Origin of the sequence: Borrelia persica No12 (genome assembly GCF_000500045.1) — a bacterium.
Lineage (GTDB): Bacteria > Spirochaetota > Spirochaetia > Borreliales > Borreliaceae > Borrelia > Borrelia persica.
Genome location: NZ_AYOT01000146.1, coordinates 60,098 through 84,461, shown reverse-complemented (window position 1 = coordinate 84,461; position 24,364 = coordinate 60,098). Strand labels below are relative to the sequence as shown.

The 24,364-nt window shown below is 28.5% G+C and carries 17 protein-coding genes; 15 read left to right on the top strand and 2 right to left on the bottom strand.

Features of this window, described 5'->3' with window-relative positions; all coding sequences use genetic code 11:
* Positions 1-12 precede the first annotated feature (12 nt).
* On the bottom strand, positions 13-621 hold the full coding sequence (gene tmk / locus U881_RS0103625; RefSeq protein WP_024653260.1) for a dTMP kinase: 609 nt from the start codon (positions 619-621) through the stop codon (positions 13-15).
* Positions 622-695: 74 nt separating this feature from the next.
* Between tmk and U881_RS0103620 the strand changes: the two genes are divergently transcribed.
* Genes U881_RS0103620 through U881_RS0103610 form a run of 3 tightly spaced genes read left to right on the top strand, consistent with a single transcriptional unit; the run spans position 696 to position 8,128 of the window.
* The gene (locus U881_RS0103620; RefSeq protein WP_024653259.1) at positions 696-5,093 is read left to right on the top strand and encodes a translocation/assembly module TamB domain-containing protein; all 4,398 of its coding nucleotides are present in this window, start codon (positions 696-698) and stop codon (positions 5,091-5,093) included.
* Positions 5,094-5,122: 29 nt separating this feature from the next.
* Positions 5,123-7,576, top strand: coding sequence for an outer membrane protein assembly factor BamA (gene bamA, locus U881_RS0103615; protein WP_407637304.1), 2,454 nt, complete (start codon positions 5,123-5,125; stop codon positions 7,574-7,576).
* Positions 7,577-7,609: 33 nt separating this feature from the next.
* Positions 7,610-8,128, top strand: a complete 519-nt coding sequence (locus U881_RS0103610) for an OmpH family outer membrane protein (RefSeq protein WP_024653257.1) — start codon at positions 7,610-7,612, stop codon at positions 8,126-8,128.
* Between the two features lie 26 nt (positions 8,129-8,154).
* Here the strand turns inward: U881_RS0103610 and U881_RS0103605 are convergent, their stop codons facing one another.
* Positions 8,155-8,664 carry an STAS domain-containing protein gene (locus U881_RS0103605; RefSeq protein ID WP_024653256.1) on the bottom strand — a complete coding sequence of 170 codons (510 nt, stop codon included), beginning with the start codon at positions 8,662-8,664 and terminating at the stop codon, positions 8,155-8,157.
* A gap of 74 nt (positions 8,665-8,738) precedes the next feature.
* Here U881_RS0103605 and mutS point away from each other — a divergent pair, with 74 nt between their 5' ends.
* From mutS to U881_RS0103545, 12 genes are all read left to right on the top strand, one after another.
* Complete coding sequence (mutS, locus tag U881_RS0103600) at positions 8,739-11,315, top strand: DNA mismatch repair protein MutS (RefSeq protein WP_024653255.1); 2,577 nt, start codon at positions 8,739-8,741, stop codon at positions 11,313-11,315.
* 4 nt (positions 11,316-11,319) lie between these two features.
* Complete coding sequence (locus tag U881_RS0103595; RefSeq protein WP_038363607.1) at positions 11,320-11,931, top strand: type I phosphoribosyltransferase; 612 nt, start codon at positions 11,320-11,322, stop codon at positions 11,929-11,931.
* A gap of 114 nt (positions 11,932-12,045) precedes the next feature.
* Positions 12,046-12,477 carry a ribosome maturation factor RimP gene (rimP, locus tag U881_RS0103590; RefSeq protein WP_024653253.1) on the top strand — a complete coding sequence of 144 codons (432 nt, stop codon included), beginning with the start codon at positions 12,046-12,048 and terminating at the stop codon, positions 12,475-12,477.
* A 13-nt stretch (positions 12,478-12,490) separates the two neighbouring features.
* Complete coding sequence (nusA, locus tag U881_RS0103585) at positions 12,491-13,936, top strand: transcription termination factor NusA (protein ID WP_024653252.1); 1,446 nt, start codon at positions 12,491-12,493, stop codon at positions 13,934-13,936.
* A 4-nt stretch (positions 13,937-13,940) separates the two neighbouring features.
* A complete protein-coding gene (gene infB, locus U881_RS0103580; protein WP_024653251.1) occupies positions 13,941-16,574 on the top strand; it encodes a translation initiation factor IF-2 in 2,634 nt (877 codons plus the stop codon).
* A 25-nt stretch (positions 16,575-16,599) separates the two neighbouring features.
* Complete coding sequence (gene rbfA / locus U881_RS0103575; protein ID WP_024653250.1) at positions 16,600-16,959, top strand: 30S ribosome-binding factor RbfA; 360 nt, start codon at positions 16,600-16,602, stop codon at positions 16,957-16,959.
* A 6-nt stretch (positions 16,960-16,965) separates the two neighbouring features.
* Positions 16,966-17,814, top strand: a complete 849-nt coding sequence (gene truB, locus U881_RS0103570) for a tRNA pseudouridine(55) synthase TruB (protein ID WP_024653249.1) — start codon at positions 16,966-16,968, stop codon at positions 17,812-17,814.
* 265 nt (positions 17,815-18,079) lie between these two features.
* The gene (gene rpsO, locus U881_RS0103565; RefSeq protein WP_014696616.1) at positions 18,080-18,346 is read left to right on the top strand and encodes a 30S ribosomal protein S15; all 267 of its coding nucleotides are present in this window, start codon (positions 18,080-18,082) and stop codon (positions 18,344-18,346) included.
* A 13-nt stretch (positions 18,347-18,359) separates the two neighbouring features.
* Positions 18,360-20,510 carry a polyribonucleotide nucleotidyltransferase gene (gene pnp, locus U881_RS0103560; protein WP_024653248.1) on the top strand — a complete coding sequence of 717 codons (2,151 nt, stop codon included), beginning with the start codon at positions 18,360-18,362 and terminating at the stop codon, positions 20,508-20,510.
* 9 nt (positions 20,511-20,519) lie between these two features.
* The gene (locus U881_RS0103555) at positions 20,520-22,031 is read left to right on the top strand and encodes a hypothetical protein (RefSeq protein ID WP_024653247.1); all 1,512 of its coding nucleotides are present in this window, start codon (positions 20,520-20,522) and stop codon (positions 22,029-22,031) included.
* Complete coding sequence (locus tag U881_RS0103550) at positions 22,006-23,295, top strand: LptF/LptG family permease (RefSeq protein ID WP_024653246.1); 1,290 nt, start codon at positions 22,006-22,008, stop codon at positions 23,293-23,295. The genes U881_RS0103555 and U881_RS0103550 overlap by 26 nt, the downstream gene beginning before the upstream one ends.
* A complete protein-coding gene (locus tag U881_RS0103545) occupies positions 23,292-24,359 on the top strand; it encodes an LptF/LptG family permease (RefSeq protein WP_024653245.1) in 1,068 nt (355 codons plus the stop codon). Before U881_RS0103550 ends, U881_RS0103545 begins: the two co-directional genes overlap by 4 nt.
* Positions 24,360-24,364: the final 5 nt, after the last annotated feature.

The following is a 24,364-nucleotide window of genomic DNA, read 5'->3' as shown; positions in this document are numbered from 1 at the left end:
TTATATTAGATGTTAAAATTTTATTAAATCAAAAATCTTTTTTGCACTTATTTCGAGATCGTATTCACTTGAGTTTTCAATATATATAATATCAATTAATGTATCAAAATTTTGAAGCATTTCTATATATCTAGAGTTGATTTCTTTGAATTTGGCTTCTTCAAATTCAAAAAGATCTGCTTGTATTCTATTTTTTTGGATACGTTTAAATGCGATATTAGGATCTGTTCTTATAAAAAAAAGTTTTTCAGGTAGTGGGAAGTCTTTATTTAGTTTATATCCCAATTCTCCTTGATATGCTATAGATGAAAATAAATATCTATCGGTTATTACTTTTGTTTGTCCTTTATTTAGTATTTCTATTATTCCGTTTTTTGTATTATATAGATGTTCATATCTGTCTGCAACGTATAGATGTGCGAGTGATACTTGTCTTAAAGGATTTTTAAAATTGGTGAGTTGCTTTCTTATGAATTTGCCAATTGCTCCTTGTGATGGTTCTTTTGTAAAATGGTACTTAAGTTTATTGTTACAGAGTTTTTGTAATTTTTGGATTATACTTGTCTTTCCGCTTCCATCAATTCCTTCTATACAATAAAAATTTTTTAGGATCTTGTTCACAAAAATTGTCTCCTTAGATATTCTAGTAATTAGATACTTACTGTAAGTATTATATAATATATATTAATAGATATATGAATTTGTTTTTTGTAAGGAATAAGATTGCTTTATCTTTTATTTGTTCAATTTTAGTGTTTTTATCACTTCTTATTATTTTTATTTTATTTGTTCAATTTCAAGTTTATTCTGCTAGGTTTTTTATTATGAATTATCTTGAAGCAAAATTGGGTTTTAAGATTAAGTATGATAAAATCGATCCTTATTTTTTGTCCTCAATCAAAATAGATAATTTGGAATTGAGTTTAAATGAGCAAGATAAAATATTGATGAATACTGTTAAGGTTAATTTAGATTTATTTAATTTGTTGTTAGGAAATGAAAGCATTGTTTTAGATATTTTTGTTAAGGGTAGCACGTTAAATTTTGATTTAGATGATTTTAAGATTTTTAAATCTCAAAGTTCAAGTTCTGTTAAATTAGAATTAAATGATGAGAGTCCTAGTCGTACAATAGGCAAGATGTTGAGTTTTTCTGAAAGCCTTCACGTACATTTAGAGAAAATTAATATAAATCTTAAGTTAACTTCTGATAAGCTTTTAAGATTGCAAATTAATAATTTTGCATTAGAGACTATTGATGATGATTTTTTATTTAATTTTGTTGTTAATGTTAGTTCTAATAAAATTTTAGATTCTGCTGTTGATAGCAAAAATATTTTTAGTTCAGTTTGTTATTTTGAAGGTAAGTTTAAAAAAGATCTTGAAGATGGATATGTTAATTTTAATTTTTTAGAATTTAATACAAATTATTTTACTTTCCTTGAGCAGGGGTTTCAAATAAATTATTCAAAGGGTAATGTTGAAATTTTTAATATTTTAAGGGAAAATCTGGATTTTAATTTAAAATATAATTTTAATAAAAATTTCTTAAGATTAGATACTTTGTTCTTTGATATTAACCTTTTAGATTGGATAAAGCTTAATGATAACTTGCAAGATTATAATAATTATCTTGATGCAAGCTTAAATGGTCAATTTGCACTTTCTTATGATTTTAATGAAAAAGATTTAAGGTATGCGTTTTTATTAAATTCATCCTCAAGTGCTAATATTACAGGTAAGGAAATTCAGGGTGTTAAAGTACAGATTAAGGGCAATGAAGAGATTGCAGATATACAAAATGCTTTTGTAAAGCTTAAGAGAGGATTTATTGGTTATAAGGGTTATTATTCGTTAAAGGATTTGGTGCCAATTGGAAAACTTAATTTTAGGTCAGCTAAGGTGTTTGATTTTAATGATATTAATGGGCATTTGAATTTTACTAAAGAACAACAATATTTTTGTATAAAATCTAATGATTTTAGAATTGGCAGACTGAAAATTAGGGATTTAAATATGAAAACAGATTTTGCTTCAAATAATGTTCATGTTGATTATCTGTTAAATTTTGTTAACAATGATTCTAAAATTTTTTTAAAGGGTGATTTTAATAAAGAAAATTTTAATTTTAATGTAAGCATTAAAGAATTTCCTATGCTTTTCTTAAAAGATATTATACCAGAAGCTTCTATAAATAAAGTCATTCCTGGATATTTTTTATCGGGTAAATATTTAAATTTGAATTCAAATTTTGATTTAAATATCGTTGATTATACTAAGAGTAAATTAAATAGTCTTAAGTTTACTTTCTTTTCAAAATTAGATGATTTTAATTTAATGTTTGATGCTAGTGGAGAGGGAAATGCTTATGAGGTAAAATATTTTAATTATAATAGTGGGGATTATAATGTAAATTCTAATTTTTTGATATATTTGTTTGATGATAGTTTGAAGATAGATACTAAATTTAATTATTTAAATAAAGATTATCCCGTTTTCTTTGAGTTTAATTTTAAGGATAGATATGTTAATTTAAAACTTTCACCTAAGGCACAAATCAATTTAACTTATTCTGATTCAATTATAGCTTGTTTTTTTGATATTAATGATTTTCATTTTTATAATGGCGATTCTGAATTTTTATTAAATATGAATTCTTACGGTGATTATAAAAGAATAACAGATGATTTAAGTATTATGCTTACCAGATTTAGATTAAATAAAATTGCTGTTAATCCTAATTTTAATTTTAATTTTAGTTTTGAGGGTTTGTATAAAGACAGAAAAGTTAGTCTTTCAAACATTAAATTTGTAAATAAAAATTCAAATTTGCAAGGACAAGGAAATCTAGATTTAGATGATAAGCTTAGTGGTAAATTGAATTTATTTTCAACTTTAAATTCAGAGCGCTATTTTTTAGGGATTGATACTAATGAAGATGGTGGTTCTTTTGTTGCTGGTAAATTTCAGGGATTTGATTTTAATCATTTAAAATTCTTATCATTTTTAAGTGGGAAGATTAATGGTAATTTTATACTTAATTTTAAAGATGGTGATTTTTTAAAGTATTCTCTTAATGCTTATCTTGAAACAGATGGTATGTCTTTGGCAGGTATTCCTACATCTTTTTCTTTAAATTTGGGATTTGTTGATGATAATCTTAATATTTATAATATCAAGGCAAGTCAAAATAAGAGAGAAATTTTGGCAGGCAATTTTAGATATGATATTAAAAATTCTATTGGACTTTCTAATTTAAATGTTAATAGTGATCTTCTCTCCTCAAAAGTGAATGCAACTTTTCAAGTTTTAGAACATTCAATTGAAGAAGAACTTGGAATTTTAAGGCGTGAAATTGATGGGGAGATTTCATTAAGAGAACTAATATATAAGGATGATAATCTTTCTGATCTTACAATTGAATTTGAAAATAGTGCTGAGAGATTTATGGTATCATCAATTGAATATGATTTGATTAGTTGTTTATATGAATATGATAGTGGCAATTTTAATTTTAGATTGAATGATTATTTGCCTCTTAGTTTTATTGCAACGGGTAAGATTTTAAAAAATAGAATTATTAGCAATGTTGAAAATATTAAATTTAATTCAAAATTAATTACAGAAGATTTATTGGCGTCAAAATCCCTTTTTAGTATTAAGGAACATTTTGTTCTTTATGATGTTGATGTAGTTGGAGAATTAGAGGTTGATGGTGATCTATATAATCCAAATCTTAATGGACAATTTCAGATATTATATGGTTCGATCAGTACTGAATATTTAAGATCATTTAGACAATATGGAAATAGTAGGATCTTAGATTTAATTGATGTACCGGTTTTTATTAAGGATAATAGAGTAATTCTCGAAAATAGGTTTAATTTAGATTATTATTCTGATGTTGATGTTGCCGCTAATTTGAATCTTAATTTTCTAAGTGATAGTATTGTTGACTATTATAAGATTAAGATTGATGTTTTGGGTAATTCTGGGGTACCTATTAATTTTGATAAAGTTGCTATAAATTTTGTTGGGCATGCTTCAGGTGATTTTTTGATTGAAGGCAATTCTGAAGAAATTAAGTTTACGGGAAATTTGAATGTCTCTAATGCCTGGGTTTATTTGCTTGAAAATTCTATTGTTGATTTATTGATAGACCCTTATAGAAGATCAAAGAATGTTAAAACAGTTAGTGCCGATTCTGAGGGTTTAGATATTATTACGGATCTTCAAATTACTTTTGATAGTAATGTTGCTTTTCATTGGCCTGATAATAAAATTTCTTTTTTAAATGCTATTATTGCGAGAGGAAATAAGCTTGAAATTAAATCTGATACTAAGACAGATGATTTTATCCTTAAAGGTGATTTAAATATTGCAAGTGGTTCTTTTAATTATAATAATAAGCGATTTATGTTTAAGGTTGGGTCATACATATCTTTTAATGAGAATAAAAATAAATTTGATCCTTGGGTAAAAACTGAGGCTAGAAATGTGATTAAAGATGGTGGTGAAAATTTAGCTATAACATTGATTATGGATGGTCCTTTAAGTTTGTGGAATCTTAGTTTTTCCTCTTATCCTGCTCGAACAGAGCAACAAATTAAATATCTCTTGTCAAATGACATAATTGGGGCTAAATATGGGTTGCAGTCAGCAGGTACAAATACGATTGAAATGGCACTTGGACTAGCTGGTGATATTCTTATTGATTTGATAGTACAACCTATTGAAGATTATATACGTTCTGTATTAAAATTAGACCTACTGAGTATAAAAACGGATATACTGAGGAATGCTGTTGGTATCTTGGGAAGTCCAGTTACGTTTGCAGGTGTTCTTGATAAAACGAATGTTAAAGCAGGTAAATATATTATTGATGGTGTGTTTGTTAAGGCAGGATTTGAATTTTTGGTAGATGAAATAACGCCATTTTCTCAGAATTTAAATTTTAGTGTCAATATTGGTCTTGAGCTTGATTCGCCGTTCTTTTTTGTTGATTATATTTTTGATTATAATTTTATGAAATATGGTCGTGGTTTTGGAGGGTTTGGCAATCAAATATCTATTTTCTGGAAATTTAAATACTGATTGAGTGATGTGAGGGGTTTGAAGTGCAGTTGTTTAAAACCTTTATTTTTATATTTTGTTTCTTATTGGTATTTAACTTATCTTATTCTCAAGAAAATTATAAGGGCAAGATTATAAAAAGTATTGACTTTAATGGACTTAAGAATATAAGTGAAGATGATCTTAAAACTGTCTTGAATACTTATTTGGGGCAAACTTATTCTGATGAACTTTTTGATAAATTACAAGTTGATCTTTATGCTCTTGATTATTTTGATGGACTTATTCGGCCTGAATTTAAAATTGATGATGATAAACTTGTAATTGTATTTTTTGTAAAAGAAAAGTCATTAGTAAAAAGCGTTACTTTTGTTGATGATAGTGGAATTTTTTGGAATAGTGAACTACGTGATAAATCAAATGTTAAAGTGAAAGAGGCTTTCAATCTTGCAAAGGTAAAAAAAACTGTTGTTAAATTTGAAGAGATGTATCAAAATTCTGGGTATTTTGATGTTGCTGTTACATTTGAGGTAAAAGAAGAGAATAATTTAGTAGATATTGTATTTAAAATTAATGCAGGGCCTAAATATGTTGTAAAAGAAGTTTCTTTTGAAGGAAATTTGAATTTTAAGAGTCGTATTCTTAGAAAGTATTTGGCATCTAAATCGGCATCTTTCTTTTCTGATGGCAAGTATTTAAAATCAAATGTTGATGAGGATAAAATTCGAATTGAATCTTTTTATAAGAATCATGGGTATATTAATGCAAAAGTTGTAAATAATATTGTAGATATACGTATTCCTGATGATCCTAAAAAATTGGAGAGAGAAGTTTACTTGAAATATTTTATTTCGGAAGGTAATGTTTTTAAATTTGGTAAATTTGAGATTGTTGGGAATTTAGTTTTTAAATTGGAGGAATTGTTATCTTTAGTGACCTTTAATGAAGGAGATGTCTTTGATGAGTCAAAATTTGAACAGAATTTTGCAAAAATTAGAGAAAAATATTATTCCGATGGTTATATTTTTACAGAGATTGTTCCTTCTCAAACTATAAGAGATGAGTTTGTAGATTATTTTATTAAAATAGTAGAAAAGGATAAAGCACATATTGAGTCTATCACTGTTTCAGGTAATAATAAAACGGCTTCTCATGTAATACTTAGAGAAATTCCGTTAGTTGAGGGAGATGTTTTCAGTTTGGAAAAGCTTCGTATGGGAATGCTTAATTTGCAGAGGCTTGGTTATTTTGGAAATGTAATACCCGATGTTGTTCCAAGTAATATTGAAGGTTTGATGAAAATAAATTTTCTTGTTGAAGAACGAGAGACAGCAAGTTTTAGATTTGGTATGAGTTTTGGTGGTGTTACTAATTCTTGGTTTCCATTTTCAGTTTTTGGACAGTGGGAACAATCTAATTTTTTAGGTGAAGGGTATTCTTTGTCTGCAAAGCTTAATCTTTCTTTTTCTGAACAAAGTTTTAGGTTGATGTTTCAAGATGATTGGTTTATGCAAATTAGATGGACTATTGGAGGATTTCTTGATTTGTCACACTCTATAAACTCTGCTTATCAGGATGTTAATGGTCCTATATTTTCAGGGAAAAAAGGAGTACCAGATCCTTTTGTAAGTTTGGAATCATATACTAATGCTAAAAATTTTTCTGATTTTAATGTTATGAATTATTCTTTAGTTAAGTTTGGTGTTAGTGGGTTTACTGGTTATGCTTTTTCTAATTATCTTGGAAGACAGTCATTTGTTGGAACTCTTCAGACAGCTTTAAAATATGTATATTATGATGATAATGTTAATAGACCTTCAAGTTATTATTTAAGAGACAATTATAATACTATTAGATTTGAAAATTCTTTGGGAGTTAGTGTTGCATGGGATACAAGAAATTCTCAGTCTTTAGCTAATAATGGTTTTTTGTTTAAACAACAATTTGATTTTTTTGGTGGATTTTTATTTGGACAGAGTCATTTTTCAAAATCTACAACAACTTTTGAGAGATATTTTTCCCTTTTAGGCTATCAGGATGTTTTTGCTCCGTTTCTTGATTTAATCTTGACTTTTAGAAGTGTTTATTCAAATATTTTACCACCTCTTGGAAATGGTTTCGAAATAGAGGCACAGCCGCACCATCTTTTAATTATTAGTGAAGATTTTATGATTGCCAGGGGATGGGGAACTTTGAGTAATATTTATAGTTCTTTTGTAAATACTATTCAGTTTTCAATGCCTGTAATTAAAAATATTTTGGTTTGGGATATTTTATTTCTAGATATGGCTTCTTACTCTCTTGAAGGGAATAAAAATGCTTTATTTGTTCCCTTTAGTGATTTTCTTTTTAGTTGGGGATTTGGGATTAGAAGTATTTTGCCTCAGATGCCTTTATCTTTTGTGGTAGCTTATCCATTTTATTTTGATAATAGTGGCGTTCATAGGTATTATAATTCTTTTGGAGGATTTAAATTTTTCTTAGCTATTGATATGAGATATTGATATAATTTAGGTAGTTTTTGTAGGGAGGTTTTTATGGCTTTCATCGTGTTTTTATTTGCTTGTTTTTTTCCATTAAATCTTTTGTCACTTAATGTTACAAAGGTTGGCATTGTGGATTTTGAGAAAGTTGTAATTGGATTTTTAAGTCCTCAATTGAAGTCCAACCTTGAGCAGTTGAAAAATCGTTATCAAGAGCAAATAGATGCATTGAATTCTGAGATTAAAAATTTAAGAAAAATGTATGATGATTTTGTTGATCTACATGATTTAGAAAATGCTAAATTATATGGTAATCAGTATAATTTAAAGATTGACGAACTTAAGAAACTGAAAAATTTGGCTAAAAGTAATCTTGAGCAACAGAAGCAAATTAATATCAATAATCTAAATAGTGATGGTATGCTTTGGGGCAAGATACTTAAAGGTATTCAATATGTTGCAGAGAGTAATGGTATTTCTTTAGTTATGAAAAAGGATAATCCTTATATTCTTTATTATAACAGTACGGTTGATGTAACTGATGATGTTATTAAGTATTTGAATGAAAAGTAGTGTTTTGCTATAAGTGATTCTTGATTTTAATTTTTATTTTCTTTTTTTAGTCTTCTAATTAGAGCACAAAATTCTTTTTTGTTGCCTTTATTAAGGCTTGAAAGTAAAATGTGTGATTTTAGCATAGATTTAAATAGGGTATTTTTATGTGTGCTAAAACAAAAATATTCTTGCATGTCATTTTTATGTAATGTTTCTTTTCTGTTTTCTATTTTTAATATTTTTTCAAGTCCAAGAGATTTTAAGTTTTGAAGTGCTTCTTTACTAGAATTTATTATTTTAAAATTTTTTTTATTTTCATTGCTTTTATTTTCAATATATAGCAATACTCCCATAAAAGTTGAGTCTAAATATTGTGTTTCTGATAAATCTATGTATAAATTATTTATTTTATCATTGTTATTGATAAATTTATTTTTAATAAATGTTTTAAAATTAACAGAATATAATGCAGTAAACCTGTTAATTAGCTTTATGAAAACAGAATCGCCTTTACATACATAAAAGATATTGCTTTGAGAAGTATTTTTTTCCATTTTTCATTCTTTTGATAATCTTAAGTATATTGTAAAGTTTTAATAATATCAATTATAATTTGAGTATTGTCTGTATGAAAAAAGATATTACGCCGATGATGAGGCAGTACTTAGATATTAAAGGGAAATATAAAGACTCTATTCTGTTTTTTAGAGTAGGTAGTTTTTATGAAATGTTTTTTGATGATGCTCTTGAAGGAAGTAAGCTTTTAGGTTTAACTTTAACTAAAAGAGAAAGTGTTCCTATGTGTGGAGTTCCTTGTCATACTAGTAGAGAGTATATTAAAAAATTAATTTTACTTGACAGGAAAGTTGCAATTTGTGAGCAAGGCTTGCAAACTGATCCTAAGGGTCCACTGGAGAGAGAAGTTGTTGAAGTTATAAGTCCTGGTGTTGTGGTTGATGAAGATTTTTTACAAGATGATGTTAATAATTATTTGGTGGCTATTAGTGACTATAGAGATTATTATTCATTTTCTTATATAGATTTATCAACATCAAAGCTGGGAATCATACTTTATAAAGGAGATTTTTTAGGAAAATTAAGGCGGGATATTGAAAAATATTCTCCAAAGGAAATAATAGTTTCTGATGATTTTTACTATGGATATTTAGAAAAACTTGCTCTTGATCGATTTTTAGTTAATAAAGTTCCCCATTGGCATTTAGACAAGGATGTTGCCGTTAAATCATTAAAAGAACATTTTAATATTTTGAATTTAAGTGTTCTTGGTTTTAAAGAGAATGAGCCCTATTATATTTCATCTTTTTTGATAATAGATTATATAAAAAATAATTTGAAAAATTTATTGATTAATATTGATACTATTAATATTAATAATGATTCTGAGTATATGTTTCTTGATGATGTTACTCAAATAAATCTTGAACTTGTTAAAAATAATAATGATTTGACAGTTTGTTATTCTCTTTATTCAGTGTTAAATGAGTGTAAGACACCAATGGGCAAGAGACTTTTAAGAGAATATATATTAAATCCACTCTTAGATATTGATGCAATTAATAATAGGTTATTTCATGTAGAGTTTTTAAACAATAATGTTACTTTAAGTATGCAGTTGAGAGATATTTTTGGTAATATTTGGGATATTGAGAGAATAATCTCAAGACTTCAGATGAAAAAATATGCAAAAAAAGATTTTTTGTTTATTAGAGAAACTTTGATGACATTTTTTTCAGTAAAAAAATTGTTTAATGAACATTCTTTTAATTATTGGGTATTTGATGTTAATGATGAAAAGACTATAAAGGAAGTTTATTCTTTAATTGATATTTCTATTTCAGATGAGCAAGATGAACTTATAAAGCATGGATATAATGAGAAGATTGATCGTTTAAGAGAAATGAAAAATAATGCAAATAAGTATATCGATGATTATCTTAATTTTGAGAGGGATTTTAATAAAATTAATAGTCTTAAGATTAAAAGAACCAATGTTAGAGGTTTGTTTTTTGAAGTTACAAAAAGTTATTATGAACAAGTTCCGACTCATTTTATCGAAAGTCAAACTTTAAATGCTGCTAAGAGATATAAGACTAATAAACTTATTGAACTTGAGAGGGATATTAATGATGCTGAAGATAATTTGTTGGCTCTTGAGCAGGAAATGTTTGATGAGATAGCTTTAAGAGTTGTTAAAGATAGTGCTATTATTAAAAGAATTGCTGAATTTTTTGCGTATATTGATGTAATTTCTAATTTTGCATATTTAGCTAGAAAAAATGAATATGTAAGGCCGATTTTAACAAATGATAAAGAAATTATTCTTGAATATGCTAGACATCCTGTTGTTGAGCATTATATGAGAGGAGTTGAAGCTTTTACTAAAAATTTTGTCAAAATGAATAGTGAAAAATATTTTTGTTTAATTACGGGACCTAATATGGCAGGAAAATCAACTTATTTGCGTCAAACTGCACTAATTGTTTTAATGGGACATATTGGTTCTTTCGTGCCTGCTAGTAAGGCTATAATAGGAATTACAGATAAGATTTTTTGTAGAATTGGTGCTAGTGATAATATTTCAAAAGGTGAGTCTACATTTTTAGTAGAGATGAATGAAACGGCTAATATTTTAAGAAATGCAACCCAAAATAGTTTAATTATTATGGATGAAGTTGGAAGAGGTACTAGTACTAATGATGGACTTGCTATTGCATGTTCAATCGTTGAATATATTTTAGAACGTATTAAAGCCAGGAGTTTATTTGCAACTCATTTTCATGAGCTTTCAGCTATCAATCATGATGCTTTTGTTAATCTATCAATGAAAATAGAAAAACAAGAGGATGAACTTATCTTTTTAAGAGAAGTTGAAGAAAAGCCTTCTCTTAATTCTTATGGAATTTATGTGGCTCAAATAGCTGGGATACCTTTAGAAGTTATTAAGAGAGCTAATATTATTCTTAAAAGTTTAGCTAGTCGAGAACATTTGCGTGTATCGGAGTTTTTTAATACAGTTACTTCTGTTGTTAATGAGAATTTAAGCGAAAAAAATTTAAGTTATGAATCGGAGCTTAATACTTATTTTGAACTTAAGAGGTTTATCTCTCAAATAAATATTAATAATATTACTCCTTTTCAAGCAATGAATTTGTTAAATGAAATAATATTAAAGATTAAGACGTGAAACGATGTTAATATGGAATTGGACCGTTTTTAAAAGTATATTTCTTCCTTTTTGTTCTTGTTGTCATAGAAATTATGTTTATGTAAATGCTCTTTGTAAGAGTTGCGTTACTTTTTTTCATTTTGATGTTGAGTTGAGAGATGATATTTGGTATTTTTTTGAATATAAAGATGAGTATAAAAAATTAATTCTTGCTTATAAGAGTGATGGACAAAAATTACTTGGTAAGTTGTTTGCAGATGCGATTTTTCAGTTCTTGATGAATGTTAATTTTGATTTGGTTGTTACTGTGCCTTGCAGTTTTAAAAGAAAGGTTTTTTATGGTTTTGATCATATGGAATATATTGGTAATTTATTGCGTAAGAGAGGAATCAATTATATCAATGTTTTTAAACGGGGATTGGGTAAAAGTCAAAAGTTACTTTGTGGAAATTTAAGATATAGTAATTTAGAGAATAAGATTAAGTTAAAGTCAAAATATAAGGATATGCAATTTGAGAGAGTTGTACTTATTGATGACATTGTTACAACTGGAACATCGATGACTTTTTGTAAAAATATCCTTATAGAGAATTGGTTTTGTGATGTGATAAAGCTGTCAATTGCTAGAGTATAGTTGATTGTCGGTGTATTGACATTTATTGACATTAATGGTAAATTTAGCTTGGATTGATTATTATTATTTAATAAGGTTCTTTTAAAAAGAGCCTTATTCTTTTTAGGGATGTGATTGATTAAAATTGCTGATAATAGTGAAATTTATAATTTAATAAAGGATGTAACATATCTATTAGGAATCGAAATTATAGAAATTAATGCTTTTAGAAAAAAGGGTGGAGGTAGAATTCAGGTGGTTCTTTATAAAAGTGATAATTTCGGGATTAATGTGCTTTATGATTTACATAAGATGATTTTATTGAAATTAGAAGCGGTTCTTAAATATAATGTTAGTTTAGAAATCTCTACGCCTGGGATAAATAGAAAAATTAAGAGTGATAAGGAGTTTAAGATTTTTGAGGGTAGAAAGATTAAATTGATGTTAAAGAATGATTTTGAAGAAGGTTTTATCTTAAGAGCAGAGACAGATGGCTTTATTTTTAAAACAGAAGATAAAGAAGAAAAAATTCTTTATAGTAATGTCAAAAAGGCTAAATTGTCTTAAAGGAGTCTTGGATATGATAAAGGGTACTGGTCAAATGATTGCCAATATTGCTAGTGAGCGTGGAATGAGTATAGATGCTATTAGAAAAACGGTGAAGGAATCCGTAATAATAGCTTATAAGAAGTATTTTGGAACAAGTGATAATGCTTTAATTAAATTTGATGGTGATACTGGAGACTTGATAGTTTATTCTAAAAAAAAGATTGTGGATGAAGTTCAAAATGGTATAATTGAAATATTAAGGGATGATGCTCAAGCATTTGAGGTTGTAGATAATGAATATGTTTATGTTGAAATTGATCCTAAGATTTTTGATAGACTTTCAATTCAGGTTGCCAAACAGAGAACTAAAAGTGACTTACAGGGAATTGAAGATAATGAACTTTATTTAGAATTTAAGCATAAATTACATAAAATTGTTATTGGTTATGTCCAACAAAATAGAAATGGAGATCTTTATGTTAATCTTGGTAGTACAGATGGTGTTATTCCTAAGAAATATCAATCTCCAAGAGAAGTTTATGGACTTAATGATAAAGTTAGAGTTCTTGTTTATAGTGTTAAAAAAGGAAGAAATGGAATAGAGGTGGTCTTATCAAGAACTCACCCTAAATTTATTGAAGAATTGCTTACTCTTGAAATTCCTGAGATTGAAGAGGGGATTATTAAGATCCATAAAATAGTAAGGGATCCAGGTTATAGGACTAAGGTTGCTGTTTATTCTGAGAAAGAAGAAGTTGATCCTGTAGGTCCTTGTATTGGGCAAAAGGGTGTTAGAATTCAATCAATTATTAAGGAGCTTGAGGGAGAGAAAATAGATGTTATTCCTTATTCTAAAGATATCAAGGAATTTATTAAGGATTCTCTAACACCAGCTAAGATAGATAATGTATATATTGTTGATGAAGATTTGCATAAAGCTTTAGTTGTTGTGAATGATGATCAGCTTTCGCTTGCAATAGGTAAAATGGGACAAAATGTTAGACTTGCAAATAGGCTTCTTGATTGGGCGATTGATGTTAAAACTAATAGTCAATTTGCAGCAATGAAGGCGAGTGGAGAATTTAAGCAAGAGACTTTTGAAATGTTTGACAAGATTATTCAGGATAATGTTCAAGAAGATGAGTTTGAAGAGATAAACAAAATTAGCGAACTTAAGGTTCTTGATGATGATATTGTTGCTAAGTTGATTGAAGCTGGACTTGATGATATTGATAATTTTTTAAATGTTAGTGAAGACAAGCTTTTTGAGTTGGGAATAAGTTATGAAAAACAAGAAGAAATAAATAGGATATTAAAAGAGGGAATGGTGATAATTTCTAATGATGATGAGTCTGTTGAAGGTGTGACAGATGAGGAAGACTTACTTTGTCCTGAGTGTGGGGCTGTGATTAATGAGAATATGACTTTTTGTCCAGGTTGCAATATAGGGCTTAGTTTTGAATTTGAAGAGGAGTAATAGTTTGTCAGAAAATATTGATGATGATCGTAGTGAAGATGAAAAAAAAATTAAGGTTGTTAAATTACGAAAGAAGGTGGTTAAAGTTGTAACTCATACTGATAAAAAATTAAGTAAGTCTAGAGATGATTTTGCTGGAGGAACTTCGAATTCATGGAATAGTCAACCTTCTGGTAAAGGGTATTCGTATGATAATAGAGATAATAGAGGGCATTCTTATTCTAGAGGTGGTGTGAGGTCTTCTTCTTTTCATTCAGATAATAGAGATAGTTCTGGGACGCAACAGGGCAATAGGGGACACTTTAATAAAAATTATACTCATAATAGGGATAATAGTAATAGAGATAATAGAGGGCATTCTTATTCTAGAGGTGGTGTGAGGTCTTCTTCTTTTCATTCAGATAATAGAGATAGTTCTGGGACGCAGCAGGGCAATAGGGGACACTTTAATAAAAACTATACTCATAATAGGGATAACAGCAATAGAGATAATAGGGAACATTCTTATTCTAGAGGTGGTGTGAGGTCTTCTTCTTTTCATTCAGATAATAGAGATAATTTTGGGACGCAGCAGGGCAATAGGGGACACTTTAATAAAAACTATACTCATAATAGAGATAATAGTAATAGTGGTAATACTACTTTCCATTCGTTTAGAAGGGTAATTAGAACTAAGGTTGTATCTAGCGTTTCTATATCACCACCTGCTGATTCTGATAATAAAGGTCTTCTTAACAGAAAACTTGGTGAAAAAAAGAAACAACAGCAAGAGAGTCAAAAAGTTTATAAAAGGAAAAAGGAAGAGATTGAAAGTCAGACAATAGAACAAAAAGTTTTTGAACAGCTTCAGAAAAAAAAGAAAGAAAATCTAGCGAATCCAATTCCTAAGTCAATTGATATTATGGGTAGTATTACTGTTGCTGAACTTGCAAGAAAAATGAATTTAAAATCTTCAGATTTAATTGCTAAATTAATGACCTTAGGCGTAATGGCTACTATTAATGAAAAGATCGATTCGGATACCGCTACTATTTTGGTTGAAGAGTATGGTTCTAGAGTAAATGTTGTTTCAATTTATGATGAAACAGTAATAGAAGAGGAAGAGGATGATGAGAGTAAGAGGGTTGCAAAACCACCTATTATTACAATAATGGGACATGTTGATCATGGAAAGACTAGACTTTTATCAGTGTTGCAGAATATTGATATAAATCAAACTGAGTTTGGGGGAATTACTCAACATATTGGTGCTTATACTATTAATTATAATGAGCATGAAATAACGTTTTTAGATACTCCAGGACATGAAGCTTTTACAATGATGAGAAGTAGAGGGGCGCAAGTTACCGATATTGTTGTGCTTGTTGTTTCTGCTGTTGATGGAGTAATGCCACAGACTGTTGAGGCTATTAATCATGCAAAAGATGCGAGTGTTCCTATTATAGTTGCGGTTAATAAAATTGATTTACCAGATTCAAATATAGATAGAATTAAGCATCAGCTTTCAGAGTATGATTTGATACCTGAAGATTGGGGTGGAAATACGATTTTTGTTGCAATATCAGCTCTAAAAAATATTGGTATTACAGAACTTCTTGATATGATTATTTTGCAAGCCGAAGTAATGTCATTAAAAGCAAATCCGACTAAAAGGGCCATTGGTAGGGTTCTTGATGCTAAGATTGATATGGGTAGGGGAGTGGTTTGTTCCGTTATAATTGAGGATGGAACTCTTTCTATCGGAGATTCTTTTGTTGGAGGAGTATATCATGGTAAGGTGAGGGCATTAATTAATGAGCGAGGAGTATCTGTTAAGAGTGTTGGTCCTGCAAAAGCAGTTAGCGTTTTAGGTTTCTCATCAATTCCGCAAGCTGGTGATCCATTTCAGGTTACAAGGACAGAAAAGGAAGCTAAATTAATTAGTTCTAAGAGGCAAGATCTTAAGAAATATGAAGATGCTAAAAATGTAAAAAAAGTTACCATGTCAAATCTTTATGATTCAATTAAGGAGGGAGAGTTAAGGGAACTTAAAATAATTTTAAAAGCAGATGTTCAGGGTTCTGTTGAGGCTTTGAAGCATTCTCTTGAAAAATTGACTAATAAGGAAGTTAGGGTCAAAGTTATTCATTCATCAGTAGGTGCAATAACAGAGACTGATATTAGTTTCGCAGCAGCAAGTGAAGCAGTTATTATTGGTTTTCATGTACGGCCTACAGCAAAAGCACAATTTTTAGCTGATCAAGAAAAAGTTGAAATTAGGAAATATAATATTATTTATGATGCAATTAATGATATTAAATCAGTTCTTGAAGGTATGTTGGAACCAGATATTGAGCAGCAGTTTATTGGATTTGCTGAAGTTCGTGCCGTTATCAATATTCCTAAGGTTGGGGTAGTGGCTGGATGTTATGTGTCGCAAGGATGCATAAAGCGTGATGCTGTAACTAATATTATGCGAGAAGGATATCAAGTGCATTCTGGTAAAATTTCTTCATTAAAGAGATTTAAAGAGGATGTTAAAGAAGTTAGTGCTCAGTATGAATGTGGAATTATGATTGATAATTATTTTAACATTAAAGAAGGTGATGTCATTGAGGCATTTGAAATTAAAAAAGTGAAGAGACGTTTTGAGTCTTGACAATTTGTTTTGTTTGTGTGTACGTATGGAAAAAGCAATAAGAAAATCAAAACTTGAGAGTTTATTGATTCAAGAGATTGGTAATTTAATACTAACAAGAGCCATTAAGGATCCTAGAGTACATGAGTTTTTGACTGTTGTAAGAGTTGAAATTGCAAATGATTTAATTAATTCTAAGGTGTTTGTGGGCTCTATTAAAGAAGGTGTGTCTTTGGATAATGCTGTTAAAGCATTAAATAATGCTAAGGGATTTATTCAAAGAGAAATTGCTAAACGTATTAGAGTTAAAAATACTCCAAAATTGAATTTTGTAAGAGATGATACTATTTCTAAAGCTTTTTATGTTAATAAACTAATTGAAAATTTAGATTTTGGTGAAGAATAGTAAAATTTGATGAATGGAATTATTTTGTTAAATAAAAAAGTTGGAATAACCTCTTATGAGGCTCTCTATCCTGTAAAAAAATATTTCTCTACAAGTCGCGTTGGGCATACGGGTGTACTTGATAAATTTGCAAGTGGTCTTTTAATTGTTTTAATTGGGCAATGTACTAAACTTTCAAATTATATTACATCTTTAGATAAAGAGTATATATCTGAATTTGAGTTTGGCGTTGAAACCGATACACTTGATCCTAATGGTAAAATAGTAAGTACGACAGATTATGTTCCCAGTTTAGATGAAATAGTGCTTGGTATTAGATCTTTAATAGGTGAAATTTCTCAAATTCCACCTAAATTTTCTTCAATTCATGTTAATGGACAAAGAGCGTATAAACTTGCTCTTAGTGGACAGTCTTTTGATTTGCAAGCCAGAAGGGTAAATATATATGATATTGATATTTTAGATTATAATATTGATTCTCATATTTTAAAATTGAAGATCAAATGTTCTAAGGGTACTTATGTTAGAAGCATAGCAAGAGATTTGGCGTCTTCTTTAGGATCGTGTGCTTATGTAAAGAGTCTTAAGAGAACTCAGGTTGGTGATTTTAAATTAGATGATGCTTGTTTTTTTGAAGAATTTAATGATAATGCTTTAATTAGTGTAGAATCTTTAAAGTTTTTTGAGAAAATTTATGTTGGCAGTAGTATGATTAAGCTTATTAAAAATGGTGTTTATATTAATATTTTGATTAATATTGGCGAATTTAAAATTTTGAAATCTAAAAATGAAGATATATTGGCAGTAATTTATGGTATTGGTTTAAATAAATATAAGTATATTATTATTTTTTGATATTTTTCATTTATAGATACTAATTATTAGTTTTTGTTGCAATGTTTTAGCTAAATAAGAGTGAAATAAGATTTTTATAGTTGGATATTCTTTAAAATTATTATTGATGATGAATTTGATTAGGTTTGCGTAATTCTTTGGCAAGAAAGTCGTTAGACTGTTTTTGTTATTTGAGTAAAAAAATATTATAATTTACTTTGAAGATTTTAATTATAGCAAGATGGTCTATTTTAGGCTTTGCTATGATGGTATAGGAGCCGTTTTTATGATTAGTAAAGAACAGAAACAAAAAATAATTACAGAATTCGGAAAGAATTCGAATGATACAGGTTCAGTTGAAGTGCAAATAGCGTTAATTACAGATAGAATAAGATATTTAACAGAACATTTGAAAAATAATAAAAAAGATCATAGCTCTAAGAGAGGTTTATTAAAGTTAGTTGGGCAGAGAAGAAGTTTATTAAGATATTATCAAAAAAAGAATTTGGAAGCTTATAGAACCTTAATATCTAAACTTGGACTTAGAAAGTAATGAGGGGTTGGTTTTGAAAAAAGTTTTAAAATTGAAAATAGGCAGAGAAGATTTAATTTTGGAAACAGGGTTGTTAGCTAAGCAAGCAAATGGGGCAGTTCTTGCTACTTATGGTGGTTCTACTGTTCTTGCTACAGTTTGTTGTTCAGATTCAGTTAAAGAAAATTTAGATTTTGTTCCTTTATCTGTTGAATATAATGAAAAATATTATGCTGCAGGAAAGATTCCTGGAGGTTTTATTAAGAGGGAAGGTAAACCAAAAGATAAAGAAGTGCTTGTTTCTAGATTGATAGATAGGCCTATGAGACCACTTTTTGATAAAAGATTTGGTAGAGAAATTCAGATTGTGCCTACGACTTTGTCTACGGATCAAATGAATCCTCCTGATATTGTGGGGATGAATGCTGCTTTTGCGGCTGTTTTTTTGTCAGATATTCCATTTAATGGTCCTATTGCAGCTGTGAGAATAGCTTATTTAAATGATGAGTTTGTAGTAAATCCTTCTTTTGATGAAATACAGGATTCTGCTTTAGATATTGTTGTTGCGGGAAGTTTGGATGGCATTACAATGGTTGAAGGTGGTGCTAATGAAGTTAGCGAGGAAGTGTTGCTTGCTGCTATAGATAAGGCTAATGAGTATATTAAGCAAATTTGTGATCTTCAGAAAGAATTTATATGTCTAATAGGTGAGAGAGAAAAATTGCCACTTGCTTATGAAGAAAAGGTTTTTGAATTTAAGGATGAGCTTAAAAATTTAATTTATTCTGAACTTAAAGATGCTTGTTTTGTAAAGGGAAAGCTTAATAGGGATAAGGCTATAAAGTTAGTTAAACAGAAAGCATATGAACATTTTGTTTCTATGGAGCAGATAAATGAGGAGAATGAGAGTCTTTTTTACAAAACTTTTGATGAGCTTGAACAAGAAATTGTTAGAAAATCAATCTTAGAAAATAATATTAGAACGGATGGTCGAACTCCTACACAAATAAGGGATATTGTTGCTGAGGTTGACCTTTTAAAGAGGACGCATGGTTCTGCTCTTTTTACAAGAGGTGAAACTCAGGCATTGGCTGTAACGACGCTAGGTACGAGTATTGATGAGCAAATAATGGACGATATTGATGGTGATAAGCGTCTTAATTTTATGCTTCATTATAATTTCCCGCCGTTTTCTGTTGGTGAGACAGGTAGACTTATGACTGGAAGACGTGAGATTGGACATGGGCATTTAGCACAAAGATCTCTTGAAGCTATGTTGCCTAAAAAAGATGATTTTCCATATACAATTAGAGTGGTATCTGAAATATTAGAATCAAATGGTTCCTCATCAATGGCAACCGTGTGTTCTGGAAGTATGTCTTTAATGGCCGCTGGAGTTCCTGTTAAAGAACAAGTTGCGGGAATAGCTATGGGACTTATTAGTAGTAATGATAAATATGTTATTTTGAGTGATATCCTTGGAGAAGAAGATCATTTAGGTGATATGGATTTTAAAGTTGCAGGCACTAAGAATGGCATTACTGGTTTTCAGATGGACATTAAAATTTCAAATGTTACAAAACAATTGATGAGAGATGCTCTTGAACAGGCAAGAATTGGGAGAATGCATATTCTATCTATTATGGATTCTGTAATTTCAAGATCAAGAAATGATATATCTGTGAATGCACCTAAAATTGTTCAGTTGCAAATTGATATTGATAAAATTTCTCTTGTTATTGGTGCTACTGGTAAAACAGTTAAAGCAATTACAGATGAATTTGAAGTTAGAGTTCAAATTGAACAAGATGGTAGAATTACTCTTTTTGGGACTGATGACTTCAAGATGCAAAAAGCTAAAGCAAAAATAGAGAGCATTGTTAAAGAACCTAAGGTTGGTGAGGTTTATGAAGGGATTGTGAAGAAAATTAATAGTTTTGGAGCTTTTATTGAACTTACTCCTACTAAAGAAGGTTTTTTAAGCAATAGAGCAAGATCTAGAGATGATAGATATGGTGATATGAGGCATTCTAGGTACAGCAATAGACATTCTAGATATGGAAGGGATAACAGAAGTACATTTGGTATTCGTGTGTCAAGATTAGAAGAGGGACAGATGGTTAAAGTTAGAATATCTGATATTGATAAATTTGGAAAGATTGAGCTTGAATTAGCTAGAGATTAATAGGATATTATGATATTTGTAGATTGTATAAACCATATTTTAAAAGGCAGGCTTATTGTGTTAAGCTTATTTTTATTTTTGTCGTGTCTTACTAATGAAAATATTGAAATTTCTCTTGATTTTATAGAGGATAATCACAAATCAGATGTTTTAGATGTTGCTGAGTTGGAGATTCATGAGAGGGGTTATCTATTGGGACTTAAAGATGATGAATCTTTCTTTTTAAGTGACGCTTTTTTAAAGGAGGAGAGTCTTTATTTTAAAAGTGCTAGAGAGAGTTATGCTAAGCAAGATTTTGGTACAACCAGTTACTATTTAAATAAAATAGTAGCTGATGAAAAAAATTATTCTAAAGATTTGGTTGCCAAGGCAAATTTATTTTTTGGATATTTAAATTATGGTATGGGAATTTATGATCTTTCTGAGTATCATTTTGATAATTTTTTAAAAAATTATAAATATTCGCATGCTAGTCTTAGAGTTGCTGAGCTTAAATATTTTGTTAAGGATAAAGTAGGAGCAATATCTGCATTGAAAGAAGTTAATAAAGCTTCTCTTAGTTCGGGTTATGATCGTGGAATTTATAACTTTTTAAATAATAAGTTTGGTATAAATTATTTAAATTTAGAGGCTTTGGGATTTTTAGATAATAGCATTTTTGATATGTTTATATTGGGGAATAATATTTTTGTTTCCAATATATTTGGTGGTCTTTTAAGGTATGATATTAAGAATAATGAATATAAAGTTTATATTAAAGATAAAAAAAGTATTTTTTTAAATGGTCTAAAGGGTTTTACAGAGCATAAAGGCTCTATATATATTGGTGGAAATAATCTTCTTTATTGTATTGATGATTTGGAAGGACCTGTTAAACAAATTAAGGCACCTTTGAAAGTGAATTTGGGTAGCATACAGGTTTTATTGAGTGTTAAGGATGGAATTTTTGTTGGAACCATAAATTCTGGTTTATGGTTTTATTCTGATGTAGGTGAGTGGAGTTATATTAAACTTGATTCTAATAGGATCTCATCATTATATTTAAATGAAGAGAAAAATTTATTGTTGGTTGGAACAATGAATAAGGCTATTTATAGCATTGATCTGAATGATTTTAATAATGTTAAACATTTAGATTTTTTTGCTAAAGTAGAGAGTGAGAGAAATATTAATTTTATGAAAAAGCATAATAATGATTATTATATTGGAACTTATGGAGGGGGTCTCTTTAGGATAAATTTAGATAATCATACGTATGTAAGATATGATATTAATAATGATTTTAACATTGGATATTTTCTTGATATGGAAATTAGAGATAGCAAACTATTGTTTGCGACTTTTGAGCATGGTCTATTAATTTATGATACTGTGAGTGATAGTTGGGATTATTTAGGTCCTAGTGATGGACTTATTAGTTTAAATTTAATAAAAATTTTAAATTTTGATGATTATGTTATACTTGGTACTTTAAATAATGGTTTGGTTTTTGTAAATGAGAGTATTAAAAAACAACTATGAATCTTATATAATTGCTGAATTTTTCAAGTATTTTGTTGTTACTTTTTTGTTTTTTCTCTTTATTTTTCTCATTAACCAAATACTTTTTTTTATGAGAATACTTCTTCAAAATTATGTACCTTTTTTTAAAGCGTTTATTTATGTCATATATTCACTTCCTATGGTAGTTGCCCTCTCTCCTCCATTTGCTGCATTACTTTCAGTGATACTTACCATTTATAGGTTTAAAATTCATAATGAAATGTTGGCTTTTAGATCAATTGGAATATCTGTTTTTCATTTATTAATTCCTTTTTTAAAATTAGGAGTAATTATTGTATTAATCTCTTTCATTATTAATGATTTTTTACTTCCTCTTGGGTCAATTGGTAGACTTAAAATTCTCAATGAAATTAAAGAAGAAATACCTCATTTAGTGTTAAAACCTTATTCAAGTAAGCAATATGGAGATTTGATATTTGTATCGGGTGAAAAATCTGAGACAGGATACAGGAATGTTACTTTTTTTGATAATACTAGACTTAAAGGTTATGATAGAATATTTATGGCAAGGGAACTTGAGATTCAAAAGGAAAATCACCAAGTATATTTTATTTTAAATGATGTTTTGTCCATTGCTTTAACAGAAAATGAAAAGGGATTTTATGATTATTTTTATGCTGATCGTATGAAATATTCAATTGATCAAGTTACTTTTAGTGATCATTGGGTATTAAGTTATGTAGCGCCATCTCAGATGAGTGTAAGAGATGTTTTCAAACTTCTTGTTAGACAAAATAAGATAGTTAGAGATTTGGATGCAAAAAATAATTTAGAAGAAGAGCTTTTAAATGTGAATTTTTCAAATATTTATTTAAATTATTTGTATGATAAGAACAACATTTTCGATGAGAATTCTATTCTTGAAAATTTAAATTATATTTATAATTTGAGTATAAATTATGCTCCTTATGAAGATGTGCTTGCTAATAAAAATTATGCTTTGTTTAATCTGGAATTTTATCAAAAAATTACTTTGCCATTATCTGTTTTATTTTTTATTTTTTTGGCTTTTGGCATGGGTATGTACTCAAATAAGAAGTATTCTATCATTCTCGAACTTGTTATCTCAGTTCTTATTTGTTCTGCCTATTGGTCATTGTTTATGGGGGGAAAGGCTTATACTTTTCAATATGCTCCAAATCCTTTTTTTATCGTTATTTTACCAAATGTTTTCTTATTGATTGCAGGTTTAATACTGTTTTTGAGACTTTTAAAGAGATGAAAGTAGATAAGATCTTTATAAATAATATATTACTGACTTGTTTATTGATGAATTTTATGTTTGTGACCTTAATGATACTTTTTGATATGTTTGGGAATCTTTTTAATTATTTTGAACATGAATTTAGTATTAGTGATATTGCTTATGTTTATTATCTTTTATTTCCCAAAGCTTGCTCAGATGGTATTGCTTTGTCTTTTCTTTTTGCTGTATCTAATCTTCTTGGAAATCTTTCTATGAGAAATGAAATTCTAGGTCTCTTTAGTTGTGGTATTTCGGTTGCTAGGATATTGAGATCAATAATTATGCTTGCTTTTGCTGTTTCCGTGGTACTCTTTTTTTTTGATAATTATGTGGTTATAGATACTGTATCAGAAAGAGATGCATTTCTTAAAATTAAAATGGGTAATAAAGGTGTAAATGATAGAAATATAATTATTAAGAATTTTGCACGAGAAATTTATAATATTAAGCATTTTAATGTTGAGACTAATGTTATTACTGATTTGATGATTATTTTAAAAGATCATGATGATAGTTTTAAGAAAAGGTATGATATAGGTAGAGCTGAGTGGGTTGATTCTAAATGGATTCTTTATGGTGTTAGAGAATTTTATAAAGTGGAGCGAGATGTTATAGAAAACTATCATGAAGTTCTTGATGGAGAAAATATTGTGAACTTAGATCCTAGATATATTAAAATAATTAGGCTTTCTTCAAAAACATTGAATTTTTCAAAGCTTATTGTCTGGATTGGGGATTTAATAGGAGATGATTTAGATTATTCTGAGGCTTTGTTTGATCTTTTTAATAGAGTATTTTTTTCATTTAGATTAGTATTGTTAAGTTTTACTGTAAGTCTTATAAGTCTTTTTTTTAAAAAAAATATTTTTATATGGAGTTTGTTAAATAGTCTTGCATTTTCAGCTTTATATATTCTGTCAATCGTTGTATTTAACTTTTTAGCGGATCTTGGTTATCTTCCTATATTTATTGCAAGTGCATTACCCACTTTTTTATTTATTATTATTAATTTTGTTGTTTATAATCTTATATGTAAGTAGTAGGT